Genomic DNA, 20,566 nt, shown 5'->3' with positions numbered 1-20,566 from the left:
GCCCCTCCTGCGAACCCGCAAGGGCCATCACCGCCCGGATCACATCCTCACGCGCTCAGATGTCGGATCATACATCGGCTTCAGCGATGCATCGGCCTTTACCCGCGTGCCTGCCACGTCGATTTCATAGCTTGATGCCAGAACCTCTGCTGCGCTTTCGCCCTTGCAGGGCACATACCCCATACCAATGGCAGCCCCCAGATGATGCCCGTAGCCGCCAGAACTAAGGTATCCCACGATCTCACCATCACGGATCAATGGTTCGTTGTGATAAAGCAAGGGTTTCGGGTCGGTCAGCTTGAACTGCACCAGACGCTGGGACAGGCCTTCCTCTTTTTTGGCAAGAACGGCGTCGCGCCCGATGAAGTCAGGCTTGTCGGCTTTCACCGCAAAGCCAAGACCCGCCTCAAGCACGTGATCTTCGCAGGTAATATCATGCCCGAAGTGGCGGAACGCCTTTTCGATCCGGCAACTGTCCATCATATGCATCCCGCAAAGGGTCAGCCCCATGTCCTGCCCGGCATCAAAGATCGTCTCGAACGCGTGGGCCGCCATGTCCGAGGAGACATAGATCTCCCACCCCAACTCGCCCACGTATGACACACGATGAGCGCGGGCCAGACCCATGCCCAGCTCGATCTCTTGCGCGGTTCCGAAGGGGTTTGCATCGTTGCCGAAATCCGCCGGACTGACACGCTGCAAAAGCGCACGGGAATTTGGCCCCATCACGGCCAGCACGCCTTCGCCCGCCGTGACGTCGGTGATCACCACGCGCGCGTCACCCACATGGCGACGCATCCACGTCTCATCCGCCAGTCGGGTGCCCGATGGCGTGACCACAAGGTATGCGGTTTCCGACAGCCGCGTGACGGTCACATCCGCCTCGATCCCGGCGCGGGGGTTCAGGAACTGAGAATAGACGATCTTGCCCACGGGCACCGACATATCGGCCGCACAGACGCGGTTCAAAAACGCCTCGGCATCCGGGCCTTCGACACGGATCTTGCCGAAGGATGACATGTCATACATGCCGACATTCTCGCGCACCGCCCTGTGTTCGGCAGCGGCGTTTTCGAACCAGTTGGGGCGCCCCCAAGTGTATTCGTATTCCCGCGCCTGCCCCTCATTGGCAAACCAGTTTGCACGTTCCCACCCAGCGGTTTCGCCCATGACAGCACCCTGATCCAACAGATGCTGATGGAATGGCGTGCGCCGCACCCCGCGCGCCGTGGCCTTCTGGCGGAAGGGGAAGTGATCGGCATAAAGCAGGCCCAGCGTTTCCTTGGACCGCTCATACAGATAGGTCCGGTTGCCTTGGAACGGATGCATCCGGCTAATGTCCACATCGCCAAGGTCAAACGGTTTCTGCCCGTCCTCCATCCATTGTGCCAGCGCCATCCCGGCCCCGCCCGCCGATTGAATGCCGATCGAGTTGAAACCCGCCGCAACCCAGACATTGTCCATCTCGGGCGCAAGACCAAGGTGATAGGCATCGTCGGGCGTGAAACTTTCGGGGCCGTTGAAGAAGGTGTGGATGCCCGCCTCGGCCAGCATCGGCATCCGGTTACAGGCGGCTTCAAGGATCGGTTCGAAATGGTCGAAGTCCTCGGGCAGTTGGTCGAACTCAAACGTGTCGGGAATGCCATCCATCGCCCAAGGCTTGGCGTGGGGTTCGAATGCCCCCAGCAGGATCTTGCCCGCATCTTCCTTGTAATAGGCACATTCATCCGGCACCCGAAGCACTGGCATTTGGGTCAGGCCCGAGATCCCCTCGGTCACGATATAGAAATGCTCGCAGGCGTGCAGCGGCACGTTCACACCAGCCATTTTGCCAACCTCGCGGCCCCACATGCCCGCGCAGTTGACGATCATGTCACAGGCAATGGTGCCCTGATCTGACCCGTCATCTGACACCCAATTCACGCCCGTGACCTTGCGCCCGTCCCGCACGACCCCCGTCACCTTGGTGCGTTCCTTGATCAACGCCCCCCGTTGCCGCGCGCCCTTCGCCAAGGCCAGCGCGATATTCGCCGGGTCGGCCTGCCCGTCGGTGGGCAGCCAGATGCCCCCGGTCACACCATCAAGGTTGATATGCTCATATCGTTCCTTGACCTCGGCGGGTGACAGTTCCTCGCACGGGACACCAAAGGCCCGCGCCATCGCAGCACTGCGATAGAGCTCTTCCAGACGTTCATCGGTCAGCGCCACCGACACCGATCCGACCTGCCGCATACCGGTCGCGACGCCGGTTTCGTCCTCAAGCCCCAGATACAGGTCGGCAGAATACTTGGCGAGCTTGGTCATGTTCGACGAGGACCGCAACTGGCCGATCAACCCGGCCGCATGCCACGTGGTGCCAGATGTCAGTTGCTTGCGTTCCAGCAGGACAACATCTGTCCAGCCCAGCTTGGACAGGTGATAGGCAACGGAACATCCGATGACGCCGCCACCGATGATGACGACACGGGCGTGTTTGGGAAGGCTCATAACATCTCACTCCATGTGGGTTTGGCCTGACGGTTGCATGATCGCCGAGATTAAAACCCTTTCAATCCGTCATGCCTGTCGGAAATCTGTCATCCCGCAGGAGCCTGCGCGCGCCTTAGGGCGGTCGGTGTAATCCCGAAATGCCGCCCGAACAGGGACGAGAAGCCATTGGAAAATCCGCATGCCAGCCCAACTTCACGCACACTCATCGAGGTTTTCAGTAGCAAGGTATTGGCTTGGTTTAGCCGCAACTCACGATAATAAGCGTTGGGTGTCGTGCCGAAATGCTTGCGAAACTGACGCTCCAGTGACCGCTCCGAAATATCCAGATAGCCCGCAAGCTCGGATATCCGCAAAGGTTCTTCCAGGTTGGCCTGCATCAACTCGATACATTGGTCGATCGGACGATTGCCGCTGCGCGACAGTTCCTTGCCGCCGAAGGGCTGAAGCGTGGACGAGGTGCGGATGGTTTCATGCAGAAAGATGTCGGTGACTGTCGCCACCGCCGCGGCGCTGATATGCCCGCCCAGCATCCCCAGCACCAGATCATAGGTCGCCCCCATCCCGGCACTTGTGGTGATCTGCCCATCATCTGCCACCAAGGCATAAGACCCCATTCCGGGCGTGCCGCGTTCGTTCAAAAGCGCACGGTTTTCCCAATGCGTGGTGTGGCTCATCAACTGTTCGCCCGTCTCGGCGATATAACGGCTTGCCGCTTCTGACAGCAGGATGACGCGGGTGCCAGCCCATTGATAGGCTTTGATCAGACGTCGCTGGGACAGGTCGGGCGCATCGGGGTCAGAGTTCCCAAGCATAAAAACATACTGTGCCGTATGTTTTTCATCAAACGGGTGCGTGTCGATCGTAATGCCCGCGCGGCAGGTGACCGGACCACCGCGCTTGGACAGCCAGCGCCAGCGAAATGCCTCTTTCGCAGTCACGCGATTTGCGGTGCGCAGAAGCTCTACGATGGCCGTGAACTCGGTCAGGACAAAGCCGTTGGCCACCAGAATATCGACCAGAACGGGCGATTTGCGCAATTCATCCGTCACGCCCGCAACCGTTCATTGTTTGGATCCCAAAGCGGTTGATCGGGCTGCACGGTGGCGTTGCGGCGCTCACCATAGATTTCAACTTCAAGCTCGGTACCCGGCACGGCAAGATCGGCCCGTACCATGCCCAGCGCGATCGAGGCATTCACGCGATACCCCCACGCACCCGACGTGGTTTCACCGACGATCTGGTCGCCATGCCATATGCAGGACATATAGGGTGCGTCTGCGTCACCGGCTTCGACGGTCAAAGTAACAAATCGCTTCTTCGGCCCTGTGTCAGCCTCGGTCTGCAATGCAGATTTTCCGGGGAAGCTTTGTGGCTTATCCAATCGCACAAACCGATCAAGGCCCAGTTCCAACAAGGAATAATCCGTCGAAAGATCGCCTTTCCACGCCTTATAGCCTTTTTCGATCCTCAGCGAATCCAATGCATACATCCCGAAGGGTTTGACATTCTCTGCCAGCAGCGCGTCCCAGATCGCGGGCATGGCATCGGGGGCCGCATGGATTTCCCAGCCAAGTTCACCCGCGAAGGACACGCGCAAAAGCGCGGCTTCCTGTCCGGCAACGTGGCCTTCGAAACTTGCCGAAAGCCAGGGTGCAGACAGGTCGTGGCCTTCAACCAGCCTGTCCAGAATCTCGCGCGACTTCGGACCCGTGACCAACAGACATTCCACGTCCTTTGTGTGATCTGTTACCGTAATCCCATCTGGCGCTTGTCGCGTGAAGATTTCGGCGTCGTGCCATTGGGCCACCGCCGCCGTGATCAATCCCACCTCGTCCGGGCCATGCACCATGACCGACATTTCGGTCAGACAGCGGCCTCGCGCATCAGGGAAATAGGCAAGGCTGACACGCCCTTCTTTCGGAAGGCGCGAGGCGGTCAGGCTGTCCACGAAATCACGCGCACCCGGCCCTTCGACCTTCAGCCGCGTGAACCCTGTGATTGGCAGCATCCCGCAATGATCGCGCACCGCCTCGCATTCTTCGCGGATGCGCGCCTCCCACGGGCCGGATCGGCCCCATGTATGGGTTGCTTCAAGCGAGGTGTCATCACCCGGCTTGGCGAACCAATTGGCCCGTTCCCATCCGTTGTAAGCCCCAAACACGGCACCGGCGTCTTTCAGGCGTGAATGCAGCGGTGACAGTTTCTTATCGCGCCCCGCAGGCCATTCGTGGCGCGGGAAGTGCATGGCGTATTCGTTGCCGTAGACCTCCATCCCCTTTTGCACGCAGTAGTCATGGTCGGTGTAGTCGGTGTAGCGGCGCGGATCACAGGCCCACATATCCCATTCGGTGGCCCCGTCGACGATCCATTCGGCCAGCACCTTGCCCGCTCCGCCGCCTTGGGCAATGCCGAAGGTGAACACGCAGGCCTCGAACGCGTTTTTCACGCCGGGCATGGGGCCGATCAGGGGAAGCCCATCAGGCGCATAGGGGATCGGACCGTTGATCACGCGGCTGACACCTGCCGTACCCAGCGCAGGCACCCGCTCCATCGCGTCCGTGACGATGTCTTCGATCCGGTCCAGATCATCGTTCCAAAGCTGGAAGCTGAAATCTTCAGGCATCGGGTCGTCGGCAGTATCCCAATGCGCCTTGCAGTTCGGCTCATAGGGGCCAAGGTTGAACCCGTGTTTTTCCTGCCGCAGGTAATAGGACACATCGACGTCCCGCAGAAGCGGCAGCTTGCGACCGGTTTCCTTGGTGTAAACCTCGATCTCGGGGATTTCTTCGGACAGCAAATATTGGTGGCTCATCACCATCATCGGCACAGTGCGCCCGCCATAGGGCTTGAACCATTCGCCCACACGCTGCGCGTAATACCCGGCGGCGTTGACGACGTAATCACAGGCGATGTCACCTTTGGGCGTGTGCACGGTCCAGGTGCCGTCGTCATGCTGCGTTACACCTTCGGCGGGGCAGAAGCGCAGGATCTTCGCCCCCAGGTCCCGCGCGCCCTTGGCCAGCGCCTGCGTCAGTTGTGCGGGGTCGATATCTCCGTCATGCGGATCATACAGCGATCCGACAATGTCGTGGGTTTCAAGAAACGGATAGCGCGCCTTGGTTTCCTCGGGCGATAGGATTTCAATATCCATACCCTGATAACGGCCCATGCTGGCGGCGCGCTGAAACTCCTGCATCCGCTCTTTGGAATGCGCCAGTCGGATAGACCCGGTGACGTGATAGTTCATCGGGTAATCGACTTCGTCCCCCAACCGCGCATAAAGCTCGGTCGAATAGCGCTGCATGTTCATCACCGCCCACGAGGTCGAGAAGGTCGGCACGTTCCCCGCCGCATGCCATGTGGACCCGGCGGTCAGTTCGTTCTTTTCCAGCAGAACACAATCCGTCCAGCCCTTCTTGGCCAGATGATACAGGGACGAGGCACCGACAACGCCACCGCCGATGATGACGACGCGGGCTTTTGTGGGGAAATCAGACATAGCAAGCTCCGTCATTTCAGGGTTAGGTGTCGCTTTGCGGAACGCCATCCGCGATGTCGTAATAATCACCTTTGTCCGCGACAAAGATGTGCTTTTCCAGCGTCAGCCCCGTTGGCCCGTCAACCGCACCTAACGAGAAGCTGATCGTGTCCTCGTCATTGGCTTTCCAGAACAGGAACGATCCGCAAGTGGCGCAACTGCCCCGCTTGGCGGTTTCGCTCGACGCAAACCAATTCACTTCGCCTTCGATATGCAACTCTCGCTCCGGCACATAGGCGGATGACCATACGCCACCGGATTGTTTGCGGCACTGACCGCAGTGGCACATCGACACCCCCTGCGGAGGGGCTGCGGTTTCAAACTTGATCGCGCCACACAGGCAACTTCCCTTCAGCATCGCGGCCTCCTTAATACACCGGCGGTGCGATCACCCAGATCGCGACGGCGGGTTCGTCATAGGGGTTCGCCCATTCGTGCAGCTCGTTTCTGATGCGAAAGCTGTCGCCTTGCGCCACGGTGAAACGGCGCCCCCCAATGGTCAGGTCGAGCCTTCCCGACACCATGTAACCCACTTCCTGCGTGGGCCTCAGCGCCGGGGTCTGCATTTTCGAGCGGGGTTTGAACGTGGAATGCACCACCTCGAAATCATCGGTCAGGTCCGGTGACAAAAGTTCCTCGATCAGCCCTTCGTCACCCGAGCCCATCGGGCGACGCGCCCCGCTTCTCACAACATAGCCTTGTTCGTTCACTGGGGCCGAGGCATGGGCAAACAAAAGCGACATCGGCACACCCAATGCCTGCGCAACCGCCCGCAGATCAGAGATCGAAGGATCAGATTTATCCCGCTCTACCTGACTTAGCCACCCCACCGATCGCCCCAACTCGGCTGCAAGATCGATCAGCGTAATGCCACGCGATTTGCGCAACGCGCGAATATCTGCACCAAGGCTTCGTGGTGAAACGGGATCGCTGTGCAGCACTCGGACCTTCCCCAGGCAAGGATTGAAACATGTCGTGAAATTTTCACGAATAATTTCACGAATAATTTCACGATGGGGCAAAGATACGATTCGACGCAAGCACAAACTGCACAGGTGTTACGTTGAGAACGTGTCTTTCAGGATGTCGGTCAGATGATCGGCGTCTTCTTGGGTGAACGCATCCGGCTGATCGCTGTCGATGTCAAAGACCGCAATCAACGCGCCTTTTTGGTTCCATACGGGCAACACAAGCTCGGATCGGGTCGATGATGCACAGGCGATATGACCCTCGAACGCCTCGACATCCGGGACCAGTTGCACTTTCCCGGTGCGGGCCGCCGCGCCGCACACACCACGCGAGAACGGGATTTGCAGGCATCCATGACCCCCTTGATAGGGGCCGATTTTCAGAAGTTCAGGCTGTGTCACGCGATAGAAGCCCGTCCAGTCAAACCGATCATCGGCGTGATGCACTTCGCAGGCCAGCGTGGCCATCAGGGCAATCTCGTCCCGCTCGCCTTCGGTCAGTGAAGCGATCACTTGTGACAGGTCTTTGTAGTTGACGTGCGCCATCTGGCCTCCAATGAAAAAGGGGCGCGGAAACACCGCACCCCTTGGTCTATAATCGCTGACTCACGCGCGCTCAATTGCGATAGCGGTGCCTTCGCCCCCACCAATGCAGATCGCGGCAACACCGCGTTTCAGCCCACGCTTTTCCAACGCGTTCAGAAGCGTCACGATGATCCGCGCGCCCGACGCCCCAATTGGATGGCCCAGCGCACAGGCCCCGCCGTTTACGTTTACCTTGTCGCGCGGCAGGCCGAACTCGTGCATGAAGGCCATGGGCACGACGGCAAAGGCTTCGTTCACCTCCCACAGATCCACGTCATCGGTTGTCCACCCCAACCGATCCAACAGCTTCTTCGCGGCTGGTACCGGGGCGGTGGGGAACAGGTTGGGCTCCTGCGCGTGGCTGGCATGCCCCAGAATGCGGGCACGGATTTTCAAACCGTTCGCCTTGGCCGCGTCCTCGGACGCGACAACAAGTGCCGCGGCCCCATCCGAAATCGAGGAGCTGTTGGCCGGTGTGACCGTACCGTCCTTGCGAAAGGCAGGTTTCAGCGTCGGAATCTTTTCAGGGCGGGCGTTGCCGGGCTGTTCATCTTCGGCAACAACGACATCACCTTTGCGGGTCTTGACCGTCACAGCGGCAATTTCGCCCTCAAATGCGCCGGACTTTTGCGCGTCCAACGCGTTTGACAGCGATCTTAGCGCATATTCATCCTGCGCCTCGCGGGTGAACTGAAAACTTTCGGCGCAGTCTTCGGCAAAGGTGCCCATCAGGCGACCCTTGTCATAGGCATCCTCAAGCCCGTCCAGAAACATGTGGTCAATCACCGCGCCATGTCCGATGCGGGCACCACCGCGCATTTTCGGCAGCAGATAGGGTGCTTCGGTCATGCTTTCCATACCGCCAGCCACCATGATGTCAGTGCTGCCCAATGCAACCTGATCGAAGGCAATCATGGTCGTCTTCATGCCCGACCCACACATCTTGTTCAGCGTGGTGGCAGGCACCTCTTTGCCCAGGCCAGCAGCGAAGCCCGCCTGTCGCGCGGGCGCTTGTCCCTGCCCGGCTGGCAGGACGCAACCCATCAACAATTCCTGGACCTGGGTGGCCGAGGCACCGGCATCGTCCAATGCGGCCTTGATGGCGGCCCCCCCCAATTCGGACGCCGCAACACCCGAGAACGCACCCTGAAATCCAGCCATCGGCGTGCGCGCGGCACCGGCAATTACGACATTCTTCATTGTCCACTCCATCCCTAATGCAAATTCCTGACCACGCTTACCGAATGGTAACGATCGCCGTCTAGACTGTAGTTCTACCAATCTCGGGAAGGAGAACACAGTTGGAACTTGCTCATACTGATACGGCCGAAGCGCGGGTGATCACTGTTGGTGAACACAGAATTGACGCCGCGATTGCCATCAGCTTCAAAGATCGCATGCGCGAACTGACCGATGGTGGACCGAACCGCGTTATTGTGGACATGACACAGGTCGATTTCATCGATTCAAGCGGGCTTGGCGCAATCGTTGCTGCATTGAAGCAAGTCGGCCCGGATAAATCGTTTGAATTGGCAGGTTTGTCGGGAACCGTGCAAAAGGTGTTCAAACTGACCCGCATGGATACGGTGTTCACGATCCACCCCGCCATTGATATCGCCTTGGGCGGCCCTGTCGCAGATGTTGGCTAAGGCGCTTTGCTTCATGGGGCAGGCCGATCAACGACATAAATCGGCGCTTTCGCCGACAACGGACGAGATGAAGCTGGTCTTTCCCGCCCGCCCAATGGCCGTGCGCCAGGCGCTGCAAGCGTCAATGACGGGCCTTGCCCGCCTGAACCTGACGGTTGATGAGCAAGGTATTATCGAAATTGTATTGGCCGAAGTCCTGAACAATGTGGTGGAGCATGCTTATGCCCACCACAAGAAAGGCGTCATCGAGCTGCGGGTGAAACGCATGTCGGACAGCCTGAATTTCACGGTTCTTGACGATGGGGTGCCATTTCCAAAAGGCAACCTGCCAGCGCACCCAAGTCACACACTGGCTGGCCCGGTCGAAGACCTGCCCGAAGGCGGCTTTGGTTGGTCACTGATCCGAGATCTGACGAAAGATCTGCATTATGTTCGCAGCGACGTCAGGAACAGGCTGGACTTCTCGATCGCCCTTGCCGACACGCGGATAAGCTGACCCATCGCTCCTTTGCCCAAGCCAGACCCGGCATCCCAACCGATGGGCCCAATCCACGTCTTGGCAAGTGCCATATCACCTCCTAATCTTCGCACACGCGAGCTTGAGAGGGATCATGCGAGACTTTCACCAGCCCGGACGATCACCGGTTTTTGCCGCGAACGGTATGTGTGCAACGTCCCACCCTTTGGCGGCACAGGTCGCGGTGAGCGTTCTGAACAAAGGTGGCAATGCGGTGGACGCAGCGATTGCCGCGGCGGTTTTGCTGGGTATTTGCGAGCCGCAGATGACCGGGATCGGTGGTGATTGTTTCGTTCTGCTCGATGCGCCCGGTCAGTCGGACATTATCGCCTTGAACGGATCCGGTCGTGCGCCGGCAAATCTTTCTTCGCACATGTTGCGCGACCGCGGCTTGACCAAGATCCCGGAAAGGTCAGTCCATGCCGTAACGATCCCCGGTGCGGTTGACGCGTTCTGCACCCTGTCCGAAGACTGGGGTCGCTTGTCGCTGGCCGAAACACTCGCCCCCGCCATTCATTATGCCGAAACCGGGGTCCCAGTTGCACCCCGTGTCGCGTTGGATTGGAGGATCGCCGAACGGGACGCGTTGATTTCCGGTATAGCGCGCGATTTCTACCTTCGAAATGCAACCGCACCACAGGTCGGCGATGTCTTCCGCGCGCCCATGCTGGCAAAAGCCCTTCGTGCCATCGCCAAACACGGCCGCGCCGGCTTTTACGAAGGCGACGTGGCCGAAGATATGGTTGCCAGCCTGAAAGCCTTGGGCGGCTCGCACGAATTAGAGGATTTCGCAAAGCCGCACGCGTTCTATACCCGCGCGATTTCTGGCACTTACAAGGGTGTTGACCTGATCGAGCATCCACCCAATGGGCAGGGGGCGACCGCCATCTTGTTGGCAAACATCCTGTCGCATTTTGACCTTACCAAGCTTGACCCACTGGGGGCGGATCGCGCCCACATCGAAGCGGAAGCCACCAAGCTCGCCTATGACGCCCGCAACCGGATCATCGCCGACCCGGACGAAACCGCGCGGTTGGACCATATGCTGGCGCTCTCCACCGCCGAAAAACTGGCGGCGCTGATCGACCCGCGTCGGGCTATGCCGTCGGCAACGCAGATCAGCGAAGCCGTGCATCGCGACACTGTTTATCTGACCGTGGTAGATCGTGACCGTATGGCGGTTTCCCTGATCTATTCGATCTTCCATTCGTTCGGGTCAGGGTTGGCGTCGGACAAATTCGGTATCCTGTTTCAAAACCGTGGGGCCGGTTTCAACCTGATCGAAGGGCACCCGAACGAGGCCGGCGGCAACAAGCGCCCAATGCACACGATCATTCCCGGAATGCTGTGCAAAAACGGTAAGGTCACAATGCCGTTTGGTGTCATGGGTGGGGCGTATCAACCGAACGGCCATGTGCGTTTCCTAAGCAACATGGTGGATTTTGGGATGGATGCGCAAACCGCCATTGACGCCCCCCGCAGCTTTGCAGACCAGGGGGTTTTGCGGCTGGAACGTGGCTACCGTTCTGATGTGCGAAGGCAATTGGCCGATATGGGCCACGACATCAATCTGTCCGAAACACCCATCGGAGGCGCGCAGGCGATACGCATTGATCATGAACGTGGCATTCTGATCGGGGCGTCCGATCCCCGAAAAGACGGTTGTGCGATTGGATACTAGGGTTCTGTCAGTTCAATTGAACATGCAGCGGATATTGCCCATCTTCCAGATCTCCGAAGAATTCGGGCACGTCAGGATGGCCAACGGGCTCGCCGGAATAGTCCGCAATCAGGTTCTGCTCGGACACATATGCAACATAGTAGCTTTGGTCATTCTCAGCGAGCAGGTGATAAAAAGGCTGATCTTTCTGGGGGCGGCTGTCCTCGGGGATGGCGTCATACCATTCTTCGGTGTTCGAGAACATGGCATCCACATCAAACACCACGCCACGGAAAGGATGCTTCCGGTGACGGACAATTTGTCCGAGGGAATATTTGGCGCGCGTCTTTAACATTTCGTAAAGCTCCTAACCTTTTAATTAACGTCTCCGGGGGGTGTTTGTCCATGGAAGTGGGGCCGTTTTTTACGAAACAAATTGTGTAGTCTCCACGCCAGCAAACAGCTCCGCCTGCCCTGCGCGGGTCGCTGCTGATCGTGAAAATAAGGCAATCTTGGAATTCCCAGCCCCGATAGTTTCGGCTATAGTCATAAAAAAACATAAGATTGCGAGAGGCAGATGAGCAGACTTCTTCGCGCGGCATTGATACTGGTTTTTCTGGCGTCTTGTGGGGGTGACTCCAAGGCGCCGCGAAACTTGGACAATGCCTGCAGCATTATCAAACAGCGCCCGAAAATCCATAAGGCCATGAAACGCACCGAACGGAAATGGAAAGTGCCGGTGCCGGTTCAGATGGCGATGATTTATCAGGAATCGAAGTTTATACGGGATGCCCGTACACCGATGAAATATGCACTTGGCGTGCTGCCCATGGGGCGGCAAAGCTCGGCCTATGGCTATGCGCAGGTTCTGGACGCAACGTGGAAAGAATACCAGCGCGACGAAGGTGGACGCAGCGCACGGCGCACCGACATCAAGGACGCTACGGATTTCATGGGCTGGTATATGAACGAGACGCGCGCCAAGACGGGGATCCCCCTGACCGACGCGCGCAACCAGTATCTGGCCTACCACGAAGGGCGATCAGGTTATCTGCGCGGCAGCCACAACTCGAAGTCCTGGCTGCTTCGGATCGCGTCCGAGGTGCAGGCCCGCGCCATCCTGTATCAGCACCAACTGGCCAGCTGCCGGCGCTGAGCCAGCCTTAGCGTGACCGCTGCTTGATCGCTGCCGTAATGGAAAACAGCGAGCTTCGCAGCGGCGCGCCTTTTGTCATCTCGCCCAGAATGACCGTGGTTTTTGACCCGGCATTGTCGGTGATAATCCATTGGCGCAGCTCGGTCGGGTTGGCGGTGAACTTCAGTTCGATCGTGCCAATTTCGGGGTTCTGCGGGTCTTGGGCCAGCACCGTGGTCGCGGTGCCGTCATAGCCATGACCCTTGACCATCTGTGCCCGGCTCAGATTCACATTGCGCTCAAGGATCAGGTTCAGCGGTGTACGCTTCAACGGGTATTGCTGCGGCCCGGCATTGGATTTGCCATCAAAGATCGCCACCTGCGACCCGCCCGCCACGACCAGCGCATCCGTCGGCGGGTTGTATTCGAACCGCGCCCGCCCCGGACGTTTCAGGTAAATCGTCCCGGTCGAAATCGTCCCGTCATCATTGATCTGTGTGAACGCGGCCTTGGCGGTATCCAGCCCGTTCAGATATTGCGAGATCGCGTTCAGCGACAGCTTTTCGGCCATCGCAGGCAACGCGCTCAGGGTCAATGCCACGGCGGCAATCGTCATTCGAAAAGGGGTCATTCATCCTACCTTTACTGCTCGGGCGCACTCTATCCCGTTACATATGGGAAGATTAAGTCCAATCAGAAGATGATAGGCGATAACACGCCGCTCAATTCAAGGTGTTATCCGGCGACGGCGGCGGTCACGATGATCTCGACCTTGTAATCCGGCGTGGCCAGATCAGCTGACCCGGTTGCGCGCGCGGGTGCATGCCCTTTGGGCACCCACGCATCCCATACCTCGTTCATCGCGGCGAAATCGCTCATGTCCGCCAGCCATATCACCGCCTGAAGCATGTGTTTGGTTGATGACCCGGCCTCGTTCAGCAAGTTTTCAACGCGGGCAAGGCATTCGCGCGTCTGGTCAGCAACGCTGTCCCCTGCATTACCCACTTGGCCCGCCAGATAGACAACCCCTTTGTGGGTCACGCTCTGGCTCATCCGGTCGGTCGTATGGCGTCGTTGAATCATTTTCAGGTCTCATTCTTGTTGTAGAAATGAACGCGCACCCGCCCGTGCGGATGCGCCGGGTCTTATTGTTCGGGGATCAGGATCTCGCGCTTGCCCACATGGTTGGACGCGGACACAAGCCCTTCGTCTTCCATCTGTTCGACCAGGCGCGCGGCCTTGTTATAGCCGATACCCAGCTTACGCTGGATATACGAGGTCGAGCATTTGCGATCCTTGATCACGATCGCCACAGCCTGATCGTATTGCGCATCCTCGCCCGTTGTGTTGCCGCCTGTGTTCAGGCCCAGCACGGCGTCGATATTGTCCGCTTTGTCATCCGCCGGGCCTTCGACCACGCCACCCACATATTCCGGGGCACCAAATCCTTTCAGATAGGTGACGATCTCCTCGACCTCTTCGTCCGACACGAACGGGCCGTGCACGCGGGTGATCTTAGACCCGCCCGCCATATAAAGCATGTCGCCCATGCCCAGAAGCTGCTCGGCCCCCTGTTCACCCAAAATGGTGCGGCTGTCGATTTTCGATGTCACCTGGAAACTGATACGGGTCGGGAAGTTCGCCTTGATCGTGCCGGTGATCACATCAACCGACGGGCGCTGCGTGGCCATGATCAGGTGAATGCCCGACGCCCGCGCCATCTGTGCCAGACGTTGAATGCAAGCCTCGATCTCCTTGCCAGCCACCATCATCAGGTCGGCCATCTCGTCCACGACCACCACGATATAGGGCAGTTTTTCGGGGGCAAATTCCTCGGTCTCGAAGATCGGCTCGCCGGTGTCATCGTCAAACCCGGTCTGCACCGTGCGTTCAAACATCTCGCCTTTGGCCAGCGTGTCCGCCACACGACCGTTGTAACCCTCGATGTTCCGCACGCCCATCTTGGACATCTTGCGGTAACGATCCTCCATCTCGCCCACGACCCATTTCAGGGCAACAACGGCCTTCTTCGGATCGGTCACAACGGGGGACAGAAGATGCGGGATGCCGTCATAAACGCTGAGTTCCAGCATCTTCGGATCAATCATGATCATCCGACATTCTTCCGGGGTCAGGCGATACAGAAGCGACAGGATCATCGTGTTGATCGCAACCGATTTACCCGACCCGGTGGTCCCCGCGATCAAGAGGTGAGGCATCTTGGCAAGGTTCGCGACGATGGGATCACCGCCGATATCTTTGCCCAGCGCCAGCGGCAGACCATGATTGCCATCGCCGAAATCACGGGTCGACAGGATTTCGCGGAACGACACCATTTCACGCTTTTCATTCGGCAGTTCGATCCCGATCACCGACCGACCCGGCACTGTGGACACACGCGCCGAAAGCGCCGCCATTGAACGCGCGATGTCATCGGCCAGGCCAATCACGCGGCTGGCCTTCAGACCCGGTGCCGGTTCCAACTCGTACATCGTGACAACAGGGCCGGGGCGCACCGATACGATCTCGCCCTTGACGCCATAGTCATCCAACACCGTTTCCAGCATCCGCGCATTCTCTTCCAGCGCTTCGTCTGACAGGTGATGACGCTCGATCGTGTTCGGGTTCGTCAACAGGTTCAAAGGTGGAAGCTCGTAACCCGGATGTGTTTCTTCGAAGCTTAGGGACGGCTGCGCCTCGGCCTGTGCGCGGGCCGACGGCCGCACGGGTTTCGGCGCTGGATGCTGCACAACCTTCTTGGCAGGCTGCGAAAGCCCGGCATGTGCCGGTGTATAAACGCGCGGCTCGACCGGGGTGGCATCAGGTGCCATCAGGTCTTCGACAACCATATCGTCGTCTTCAACCAATTCAGGCGCGGCCACCATTTCAACCTCGGCCTGAACCAGCGAAGGGTCCACCGGTGGCGCCGTATTCAGGATCATGGGATCAGGGCTGCGACGGTGGCGGGCAACAGCACGCGCCAGCGGAGGTTCCGCCCGTGTGGGATCGCCCAAAGATGGCTGATGCGCCCGGTTTTTCAGGGCCGATGCGATCTTGGCGCGGATGCGGTCCTCGCCCCCCAAACCCTCTGGAATGTCGCCGTCGAAGGTGGGGTGTTCAACCAGTTCCGGTTCGGGCTCCGCGTTGCGGCGGAACAGCGCATTCAACAGGCCGGGCTTGGCCGGGGCAGGCGCCGCGTCTTCGATCACAACGTCCTGATGATCGGGGGAACCATGCAACGACGGCTCGGGTCGCATCACGCGGGCGGCGCGAAGGGGCGGCGGCGCGGCGAATTCTTCGTCATAGACGTCATCGGCCCGCGCTTCGGCAAGGCGTTCTTCTTTACGGGCGGCTTGTCGTGCCTGCATCTGGCGGGCTGTCGCCGCTGCGCCTTGCGCGGCACCTTTCGCGCCCTTGCCCAGAAGCGATACAGCACCGGCATAGCTCATCACGATGCCGACCATCAGGAAATGGCCAAAGCGCTGCATTTCGAACCGGTCGACACCGGCCACGAACAACACCGCAAGCAAGGCCGCGATGGCCGACACGACGGACATCACTTTCAGGCCCAGCCCGGCACCCACCGGCAGTCCCGCCAGCAAAGCCCCCAACACGGTGTCACCAAACAGACCGCCCAGCCCGAACGAGTGGGTCCAGCCTGCACTCGGCACCAGCGTGGAGGCATAGATGGAGCACAGCGCCACGGCGATTGGGGCAAATATCATCCGTCCAAAAACGCGATCCTGTCCGATATGAAAGGTCAGGCGCAGCCCCCACACGGCAAGGATCAGCGACAGAGACCACGCCCCCAGCCCGGAAATCACCGCGAGCGGCGAGGCGATGAAGGCCCCAATTCGGCCCAGCGCGTTCTGGGCGGGCGTATCGGTGGCCGACATCCAACCGGGGTCTTCGGGCGAATAGCTGCCAAGGATCAGCGCCACAACGACGCCAAGGGCAATCAGCCCCAGCCCCAGAAGCTCTTTCCCGCGTCGCTCCAGGACAGCCTGTGTGTTGCTGTCAAAGATGGGATCCCGTTGTTTTGCCTGATACGCCATACCACCACGTCCTTACTTAAAGAGACAGTCGCGGATCTGTTCCAACCCGCGCTGCATTTCTTGTTTTGGGGCCACCATGGCGACCCGGATATACCCCTTGCCGGGGTTTTGATTGTTCACGTCCCGCGACAGATACGCGCCGGGCAGCACCCGCACGCCGGTCTCGGTCCACAGTTTCATTGCCGCGACTTCTCCATCATCGACAGGCAGCCACAGGAAGAACCCCGCCGCTGGCCCCTGATAGCCGTCGATGCCTGCGAAAATATCATCTGCCAATGCGTATTTTTCCTGATACAGCGCGCGGTTTTCGGCCGCATGCGCCTCGTCCGCCCAGGCCCGCTCGGCCACGCGTTGCAGCGGCAGCGGCAAAGGCGCCCCCGCAAAGGCACGCAGCTGGCGCACGCGGTGCAGGCTTTCCGGCCCGCCCGCGACAAAGCCCGACCGCAAACCCGGCAGGTTCGATCGTTTCGACAGCGAATGAAACACGACCACGCGTTCCGGGTGGGCACCGCCTTCGCGGGCGACCTCAAGCGCACCGGGGGGCGGCGTGTCGCGATAAATCTCGGAATAACATTCGTCGGCGAAGATCTGGAAATCGTATTTCTCGGCCAATGCGATCAGGTTCGCCCAATAATCGCGATCCGCCACTGCCCCCTGCGGGTTGGTCGGCGAACAGATATACGCAACTTCGGTCCGGTTCAGAATATCGGGCGTCAGCGTTGAATAATCCGGCAGGAAGCCTGTTTCGGCGGTTGTCGGAAGGAAAACCGGCTCGGCCCCAACTGTCATCGCAGCCACGGCATAGACTTGGTAAAACGGGTTCGGGATCAGCACGACCGGCCGCTCGCCACGCGATGTCTGCTCCGGGCACAGGGCCAGCAGCGCGTTGAACAGCCCTTCGCGGGTGCCATTCAGCGCCATGACCTGCGTGGCTGGATCCATCTGCACGCCATAGCGGCGCGACAGCCAATCCGTGATCGCCGCCAATAATTCCGGTGAACCGTCATTGGGCGGGTAATTCCCAAACCCTTCCGCGTGTTCGGCAATAACCTGCGGCACCCATTCCGGGAATGGGTGCTTCGGCTCGCCAATGGTCATATGCATGACCTCGCCGCCCGGTTTATGGGCGTCAAGAAGGCTCCGCAGGCGCGGAAATGCATATTCGGGCAAGCTGGAATACCGCTCGGGAAACGTCATTGGAACGTCACTATACTGCCTCAGATTTCGGGATCATTTCGCCCCGTTTGATCCAAGGATAGCCCGCAATCCGCAGCGGGTCCAGAAAAACGCCGCGATTTTCGTTGGTTGTGACATGCGGCTGTGGCTTTTAGGCCAACACGGCCTCGGCAGCCGCCCCAAGGCGCAACAATCGTGCCTCGGCCATCGGCGCGCCCAGCAGCATGATCCCGGTGGACGGCAGGCCTGTCGGCAGGCTCAGGCCACACGACCCCATCAGATTGCCGATGCGGGTGTTGCGCAGTGCCCACAGGTTTTCTTCGACATAGTAGTCATGATCCGCCAGCAAACGCTCAACAATCGGCGGCATAATGGGCGACGTTGGCATTACCACGGCGTCATAACCGGCAATCGCGGCGTGATACTCTTCGCGGATCTGATCCAATCGCTGCCAGGCCCGAACATATTCGACGCCAGAGAACTGGGCACCCGCGCGGAACCGCTCAAGCACTTCGGTAAACATCAGGTCAGGGCGCGCTTCGATCTCGTCTTGCCATGTGGCGTAAGCTTCGGTCGTGAACAACACGCCGGACATGGCCAACGCCTCGTCCACAATGGCGGAATGGGCGCGACGGACCACGGCCCCTCCGTCCATCAGGCGTCCAATGGCGCTTTCAAACCCGGCAGATGGTTCACCACGCGCGCCTTCCAGACCGTTTTCCAGAACCAACAGACGAATGCCTTTCAGGCTGGCACCTCGCAAGTCCGCGGCGCTTTGCCCCTCAAGCACGGCCAGCATCAGGGCGGCGTCTTCCACCGTGCGGCACAGTGGTCCAACCGTGTCGAACTTTGCCGCCAAGGGCACAACCCCCTTGGATGACACGCGGCCAGCGGTGGTTTTCAACCCAACAAGGTCATTCCAGGCTGCCGGAATACGCACCGAACCGCCCGTGTCGGACCCGACCGCCCCAGCCGCCAGACCGAAGGCCACCGACGTCGCCGCGCCCGAACTGGACCCGCCGGACACCGCATCATAGTCGTTCAGGCACGGGCTGGTCGCCGTCACAGGGTTCAATCCAAGGCCCGAGAAGGCAAGTTCGCTCATGTGCGTTTTGCCAAGACAAACAAGCCCCTGCGCTGTGGCATTTCGCAAAACCTCGGCATCGCGATCCGGCACCCGGTCTTTCAGCAGCGCCGAGCCCGCTTCGGTCGCGACGCCAGCCGTATCAAAAAGGTCTTTCCAACTGATCGGAACACCGTCAAGCAGCCCCAGACGATGCCCGGTTGCGGCCCGCTTTGACGCGGCCGTCGCTTCGCTTAACGCACGGGACTCGGTCAGCCGGGCATAGATGCGATCCTGAAACTTATGCGCCTTGATCGCACCCAAATAGGTTTCGGTCAGGGCGACAGGGTCTATGTCACCGGCACCAATCCCCCGCCCCAGATCGCCCATGCTCATGGTCAACCACTGTTCGCTCATCAGACCCTCCAGTCCCGCACAATGGTGACGGTAGCGGCGGTTGAGCACATGGACAATCCCCGTCAACGGGTTCAGAAAGGCGATATGGAATTTGATGCCGATATTCTGATCGTTGGTGGCGGGTTGAACGGCCCGGCCCTGGCGCTTGCATTGGCCGATACCGGCTTTACCGTCACCATTGTCGACGCGTTGCCCAGGGGTGCGCGTGGTGGTGATGATTTTGACGGGCGTGGATATGCACTCGCGCTGGCGTCACAACGGCTTTTATCTGCCATCGGTGTCTGGCCTGCGGTTGCGCCCAACGCCCAACCGCTTCTGGATATCCGCATCTCGGACGGGCGCCCCGGCGAAGGCCCTGGCCCGTTCGTGCTGGAGTTCGATCACGCCGAAATAGATGAAGGCCCGATGGGCTACATGGTCGAAGACCGGTATCTGTCCCGCGCCCTTCTGGACGCGGTCGAGGCGCATCCGAAAGTGACCCTGTTGGATCAGGACACGGTGGTTGACCAAACGGTCGGACCGGCTTCGGTGGTTTTGGAACTTGCGTCCGGCAAGCGTTTGACGGGCCGGGTCGTTGTGGGGTGCGATGGACGCAAATCCGGCACCGCAGAGCGCGCGGGTATTGGACGCTTTGGGCATGACTACGGACAAACATCGCTGGTTTGCGCAATTGATCACGCGTTGCCACATAACGGGGCGGCACATCAGTTCTTCATGCCCTCGGGCCCACTGGCCATATTACCGCTGCCCGGCAATCAAAGTTCGATCGTCTGGACAGAAACCCATGCGGAGGCCGCCCGCATTCATGCGCTGGATGACGAAGGATATCTGGAAGAACTGCGCCCGCGTTTCGGGTCGTTCCTTGGTCAGATCAGCCTTGCGGGCAAGCGGTTTACCTATCCCCTGAACCTGACGGTTGCGAATGCCTTTTTTGCAGACCGTCTGGCACTGGTCGGCGATGCGGCCCACGGGCTGCACCCGATTGCAGGGCAAGGGCTGAACGCCGGGCTGAAGGATGTGGCCGCACTGGCCGAGGTGCTGACCCATGCCCGCCGTCGCGGTGAAGACATCGGGCGATTGGATGTACTGGAACGCTATCAACAATGGCGCCGCTTTGATGTGGCCCAGATGGTTGCTGCGACGGAAGCCACCAACCGTCTGTTTTCAAACGATAACCCCATCCTTCGAACGGTGCGCGATCTGGGGTTGGGCGTTGTGAATGCGATGCCGGGCCTGCGCCGTGGGTTCATTCGCGAAGCCACGGGCCTGACCGGAGATCTGCCGCGTTTATTGCAGGGACGTCAGATCTAAGG

Annotated in this window: 18 protein-coding genes; 5 read left to right on the top strand and 13 right to left on the bottom strand. The window is 59.6% G+C overall.

Annotation, left to right across the window (positions count from 1 at the left end):
* Window positions 1–39: 39 nt before the first annotated feature.
* The 7 genes from J3R80_RS07360 to J3R80_RS07330 form a co-directional block, all read right to left on the bottom strand.
* Window positions 40–2,487 carry an FAD-dependent oxidoreductase gene (locus tag J3R80_RS07360; protein WP_275393115.1) on the bottom strand — a complete coding sequence of 816 codons (2,448 nt, stop codon included), beginning with the start codon at window positions 2,485–2,487 and terminating at the stop codon, window positions 40–42.
* A gap of 89 nt (window positions 2,488–2,576) precedes the next feature.
* The gene (locus tag J3R80_RS07355; RefSeq protein ID WP_275393114.1) at window positions 2,577–3,539 is read right to left on the bottom strand and encodes a helix-turn-helix domain-containing protein; all 963 of its coding nucleotides are present in this window, start codon (window positions 3,537–3,539) and stop codon (window positions 2,577–2,579) included.
* Window positions 3,536–5,989: an FAD-dependent oxidoreductase gene (locus J3R80_RS07350; protein ID WP_275393113.1), complete on the bottom strand. Its 2,454-nt coding sequence runs from the start codon at window positions 5,987–5,989 to the stop codon at window positions 3,536–3,538. Before J3R80_RS07350 ends, J3R80_RS07355 begins: the two co-directional genes overlap by 4 nt.
* A gap of 22 nt (window positions 5,990–6,011) precedes the next feature.
* Entirely contained in the window at window positions 6,012–6,386 is a 375-nt protein-coding gene (locus J3R80_RS07345) for a GFA family protein (protein ID WP_275393112.1), read from the bottom strand.
* A gap of 10 nt (window positions 6,387–6,396) precedes the next feature.
* Complete coding sequence (locus J3R80_RS07340; RefSeq protein ID WP_275393111.1) at window positions 6,397–6,969, bottom strand: XRE family transcriptional regulator; 573 nt, start codon at window positions 6,967–6,969, stop codon at window positions 6,397–6,399.
* Between the two features lie 117 nt (window positions 6,970–7,086).
* Window positions 7,087–7,542: a GAF domain-containing protein gene (locus J3R80_RS07335; RefSeq protein ID WP_275393110.1), complete on the bottom strand. Its 456-nt coding sequence runs from the start codon at window positions 7,540–7,542 to the stop codon at window positions 7,087–7,089.
* Window positions 7,543–7,602: 60 nt separating this feature from the next.
* Complete coding sequence (locus J3R80_RS07330) at window positions 7,603–8,781, bottom strand: acetyl-CoA C-acyltransferase (protein WP_275393109.1); 1,179 nt, start codon at window positions 8,779–8,781, stop codon at window positions 7,603–7,605.
* A gap of 101 nt (window positions 8,782–8,882) precedes the next feature.
* Here J3R80_RS07330 and J3R80_RS07325 point away from each other — a divergent pair, with 101 nt between their 5' ends.
* The 3 genes from J3R80_RS07325 (at window position 8,883) to ggt (ending at window position 11,428) form a co-directional block, all read left to right on the top strand.
* Window positions 8,883–9,230 carry an STAS domain-containing protein gene (locus J3R80_RS07325; protein WP_275393108.1) on the top strand — a complete coding sequence of 116 codons (348 nt, stop codon included), beginning with the start codon at window positions 8,883–8,885 and terminating at the stop codon, window positions 9,228–9,230.
* The gene (locus J3R80_RS07320) at window positions 9,223–9,726 is read left to right on the top strand and encodes an ATP-binding protein (protein WP_275393107.1); all 504 of its coding nucleotides are present in this window, start codon (window positions 9,223–9,225) and stop codon (window positions 9,724–9,726) included. The genes J3R80_RS07325 and J3R80_RS07320 overlap by 8 nt, the downstream gene beginning before the upstream one ends.
* Window positions 9,727–9,841: 115 nt before the next feature.
* Window positions 9,842–11,428 (top strand): gamma-glutamyltransferase, encoded by a 1,587-nt coding sequence (ggt, locus tag J3R80_RS07315; RefSeq protein ID WP_275393106.1) that lies wholly within the window; start codon window positions 9,842–9,844, stop codon window positions 11,426–11,428.
* Between the two features lie 7 nt (window positions 11,429–11,435).
* Here ggt and hspQ read toward each other — a convergent pair whose 3' ends face one another.
* Complete coding sequence (hspQ, locus tag J3R80_RS07310; protein ID WP_247038241.1) at window positions 11,436–11,762, bottom strand: heat shock protein HspQ; 327 nt, start codon at window positions 11,760–11,762, stop codon at window positions 11,436–11,438.
* A gap of 222 nt (window positions 11,763–11,984) precedes the next feature.
* On the opposite strand from hspQ, the gene J3R80_RS07305 reads away from it, so the two are divergent.
* Window positions 11,985–12,563, top strand: a complete 579-nt coding sequence (locus tag J3R80_RS07305) for a transglycosylase SLT domain-containing protein (protein ID WP_275393105.1) — start codon at window positions 11,985–11,987, stop codon at window positions 12,561–12,563.
* A 7-nt stretch (window positions 12,564–12,570) separates the two neighbouring features.
* Here the strand turns inward: J3R80_RS07305 and J3R80_RS07300 are convergent, their stop codons facing one another.
* The 5 genes from J3R80_RS07300 to J3R80_RS07280 all read right to left on the bottom strand — a co-directional run bounded on the left by J3R80_RS07300 (window position 12,571) and on the right by J3R80_RS07280 (window position 19,253).
* Window positions 12,571–13,173 (bottom strand): outer membrane lipoprotein carrier protein LolA, encoded by a 603-nt coding sequence (locus tag J3R80_RS07300; RefSeq protein WP_275393104.1) that lies wholly within the window; start codon window positions 13,171–13,173, stop codon window positions 12,571–12,573.
* A gap of 104 nt (window positions 13,174–13,277) precedes the next feature.
* Window positions 13,278–13,631, bottom strand: a complete 354-nt coding sequence (locus J3R80_RS07295) for a RidA family protein (RefSeq protein ID WP_343075818.1) — start codon at window positions 13,629–13,631, stop codon at window positions 13,278–13,280.
* 56 nt (window positions 13,632–13,687) lie between these two features.
* Window positions 13,688–16,597, bottom strand: coding sequence for a DNA translocase FtsK (locus J3R80_RS07290; protein ID WP_275393102.1), 2,910 nt, complete (start codon window positions 16,595–16,597; stop codon window positions 13,688–13,690).
* Window positions 16,598–16,609: 12 nt separating this feature from the next.
* Window positions 16,610–17,794, bottom strand: coding sequence for an aminotransferase class I/II-fold pyridoxal phosphate-dependent enzyme (locus J3R80_RS07285; RefSeq protein ID WP_275393101.1), 1,185 nt, complete (start codon window positions 17,792–17,794; stop codon window positions 16,610–16,612).
* A gap of 130 nt (window positions 17,795–17,924) precedes the next feature.
* Complete coding sequence (locus J3R80_RS07280; RefSeq protein ID WP_275393100.1) at window positions 17,925–19,253, bottom strand: amidase family protein; 1,329 nt, start codon at window positions 19,251–19,253, stop codon at window positions 17,925–17,927.
* A 48-nt stretch (window positions 19,254–19,301) separates the two neighbouring features.
* On the opposite strand from J3R80_RS07280, the gene J3R80_RS07275 reads away from it, so the two are divergent.
* On the top strand, window positions 19,302–20,564 hold the full coding sequence (locus tag J3R80_RS07275; RefSeq protein ID WP_275393099.1) for an FAD-dependent monooxygenase: 1,263 nt from the start codon (window positions 19,302–19,304) through the stop codon (window positions 20,562–20,564).
* Window positions 20,565–20,566: the final 2 nt, after the last annotated feature.

It is taken from the genome of Aliiroseovarius sp. Z3 (assembly GCF_029105185.1).
Lineage (GTDB): Bacteria > Pseudomonadota > Alphaproteobacteria > Rhodobacterales > Rhodobacteraceae > Aliiroseovarius.
Note: the sequence above shows the minus strand (reverse complement) of the source record. Positions and strands in the feature narration are given on the sequence as shown.

Bases quoted from the DNA above. Each gene is read 5' to 3' on its own strand.
- J3R80_RS07335 (WP_275393110.1), bottom strand. From the start codon at position 7,542: ATGGCGCACGTCAACTACAAAGACCTGTCACAAGTGATCGCTTCACTG.
- J3R80_RS07305 (WP_275393105.1), top strand. From the start codon at position 11,985: ATGAGCAGACTTCTTCGCGCGGCATTGATACTGGTTTTTCTGGCGTCT.
- hspQ (WP_247038241.1), bottom strand. From the start codon at position 11,762: ATGTTAAAGACGCGCGCCAAATATTCCCTCGGACAAATTGTCCGTCAC.
- J3R80_RS07300 (WP_275393104.1), bottom strand. From the start codon at position 13,173: ATGACCCCTTTTCGAATGACGATTGCCGCCGTGGCATTGACCCTGAGC.
- ggt (WP_275393106.1), top strand. From the start codon at position 9,842: ATGCGAGACTTTCACCAGCCCGGACGATCACCGGTTTTTGCCGCGAAC.
- J3R80_RS07280 (WP_275393100.1), bottom strand. From the start codon at position 19,253: ATGAGCGAACAGTGGTTGACCATGAGCATGGGCGATCTGGGGCGGGGG.
- J3R80_RS07345 (WP_275393112.1), bottom strand. From the start codon at position 6,386: ATGCTGAAGGGAAGTTGCCTGTGTGGCGCGATCAAGTTTGAAACCGCA.
- J3R80_RS07360 (WP_275393115.1), bottom strand. From the start codon at position 2,487: ATGAGCCTTCCCAAACACGCCCGTGTCGTCATCATCGGTGGCGGCGTC.
- J3R80_RS07290 (WP_275393102.1), bottom strand. From the start codon at position 16,597: ATGGCGTATCAGGCAAAACAACGGGATCCCATCTTTGACAGCAACACA.
- J3R80_RS07285 (WP_275393101.1), bottom strand. From the start codon at position 17,794: ATGACGTTTCCCGAGCGGTATTCCAGCTTGCCCGAATATGCATTTCCG.
- J3R80_RS07350 (WP_275393113.1), bottom strand. From the start codon at position 5,989: ATGTCTGATTTCCCCACAAAAGCCCGCGTCGTCATCATCGGCGGTGGC.
- J3R80_RS07275 (WP_275393099.1), top strand. From the start codon at position 19,302: ATGGACAATCCCCGTCAACGGGTTCAGAAAGGCGATATGGAATTTGAT.
- J3R80_RS07330 (WP_275393109.1), bottom strand. From the start codon at position 8,781: ATGAAGAATGTCGTAATTGCCGGTGCCGCGCGCACGCCGATGGCTGGA.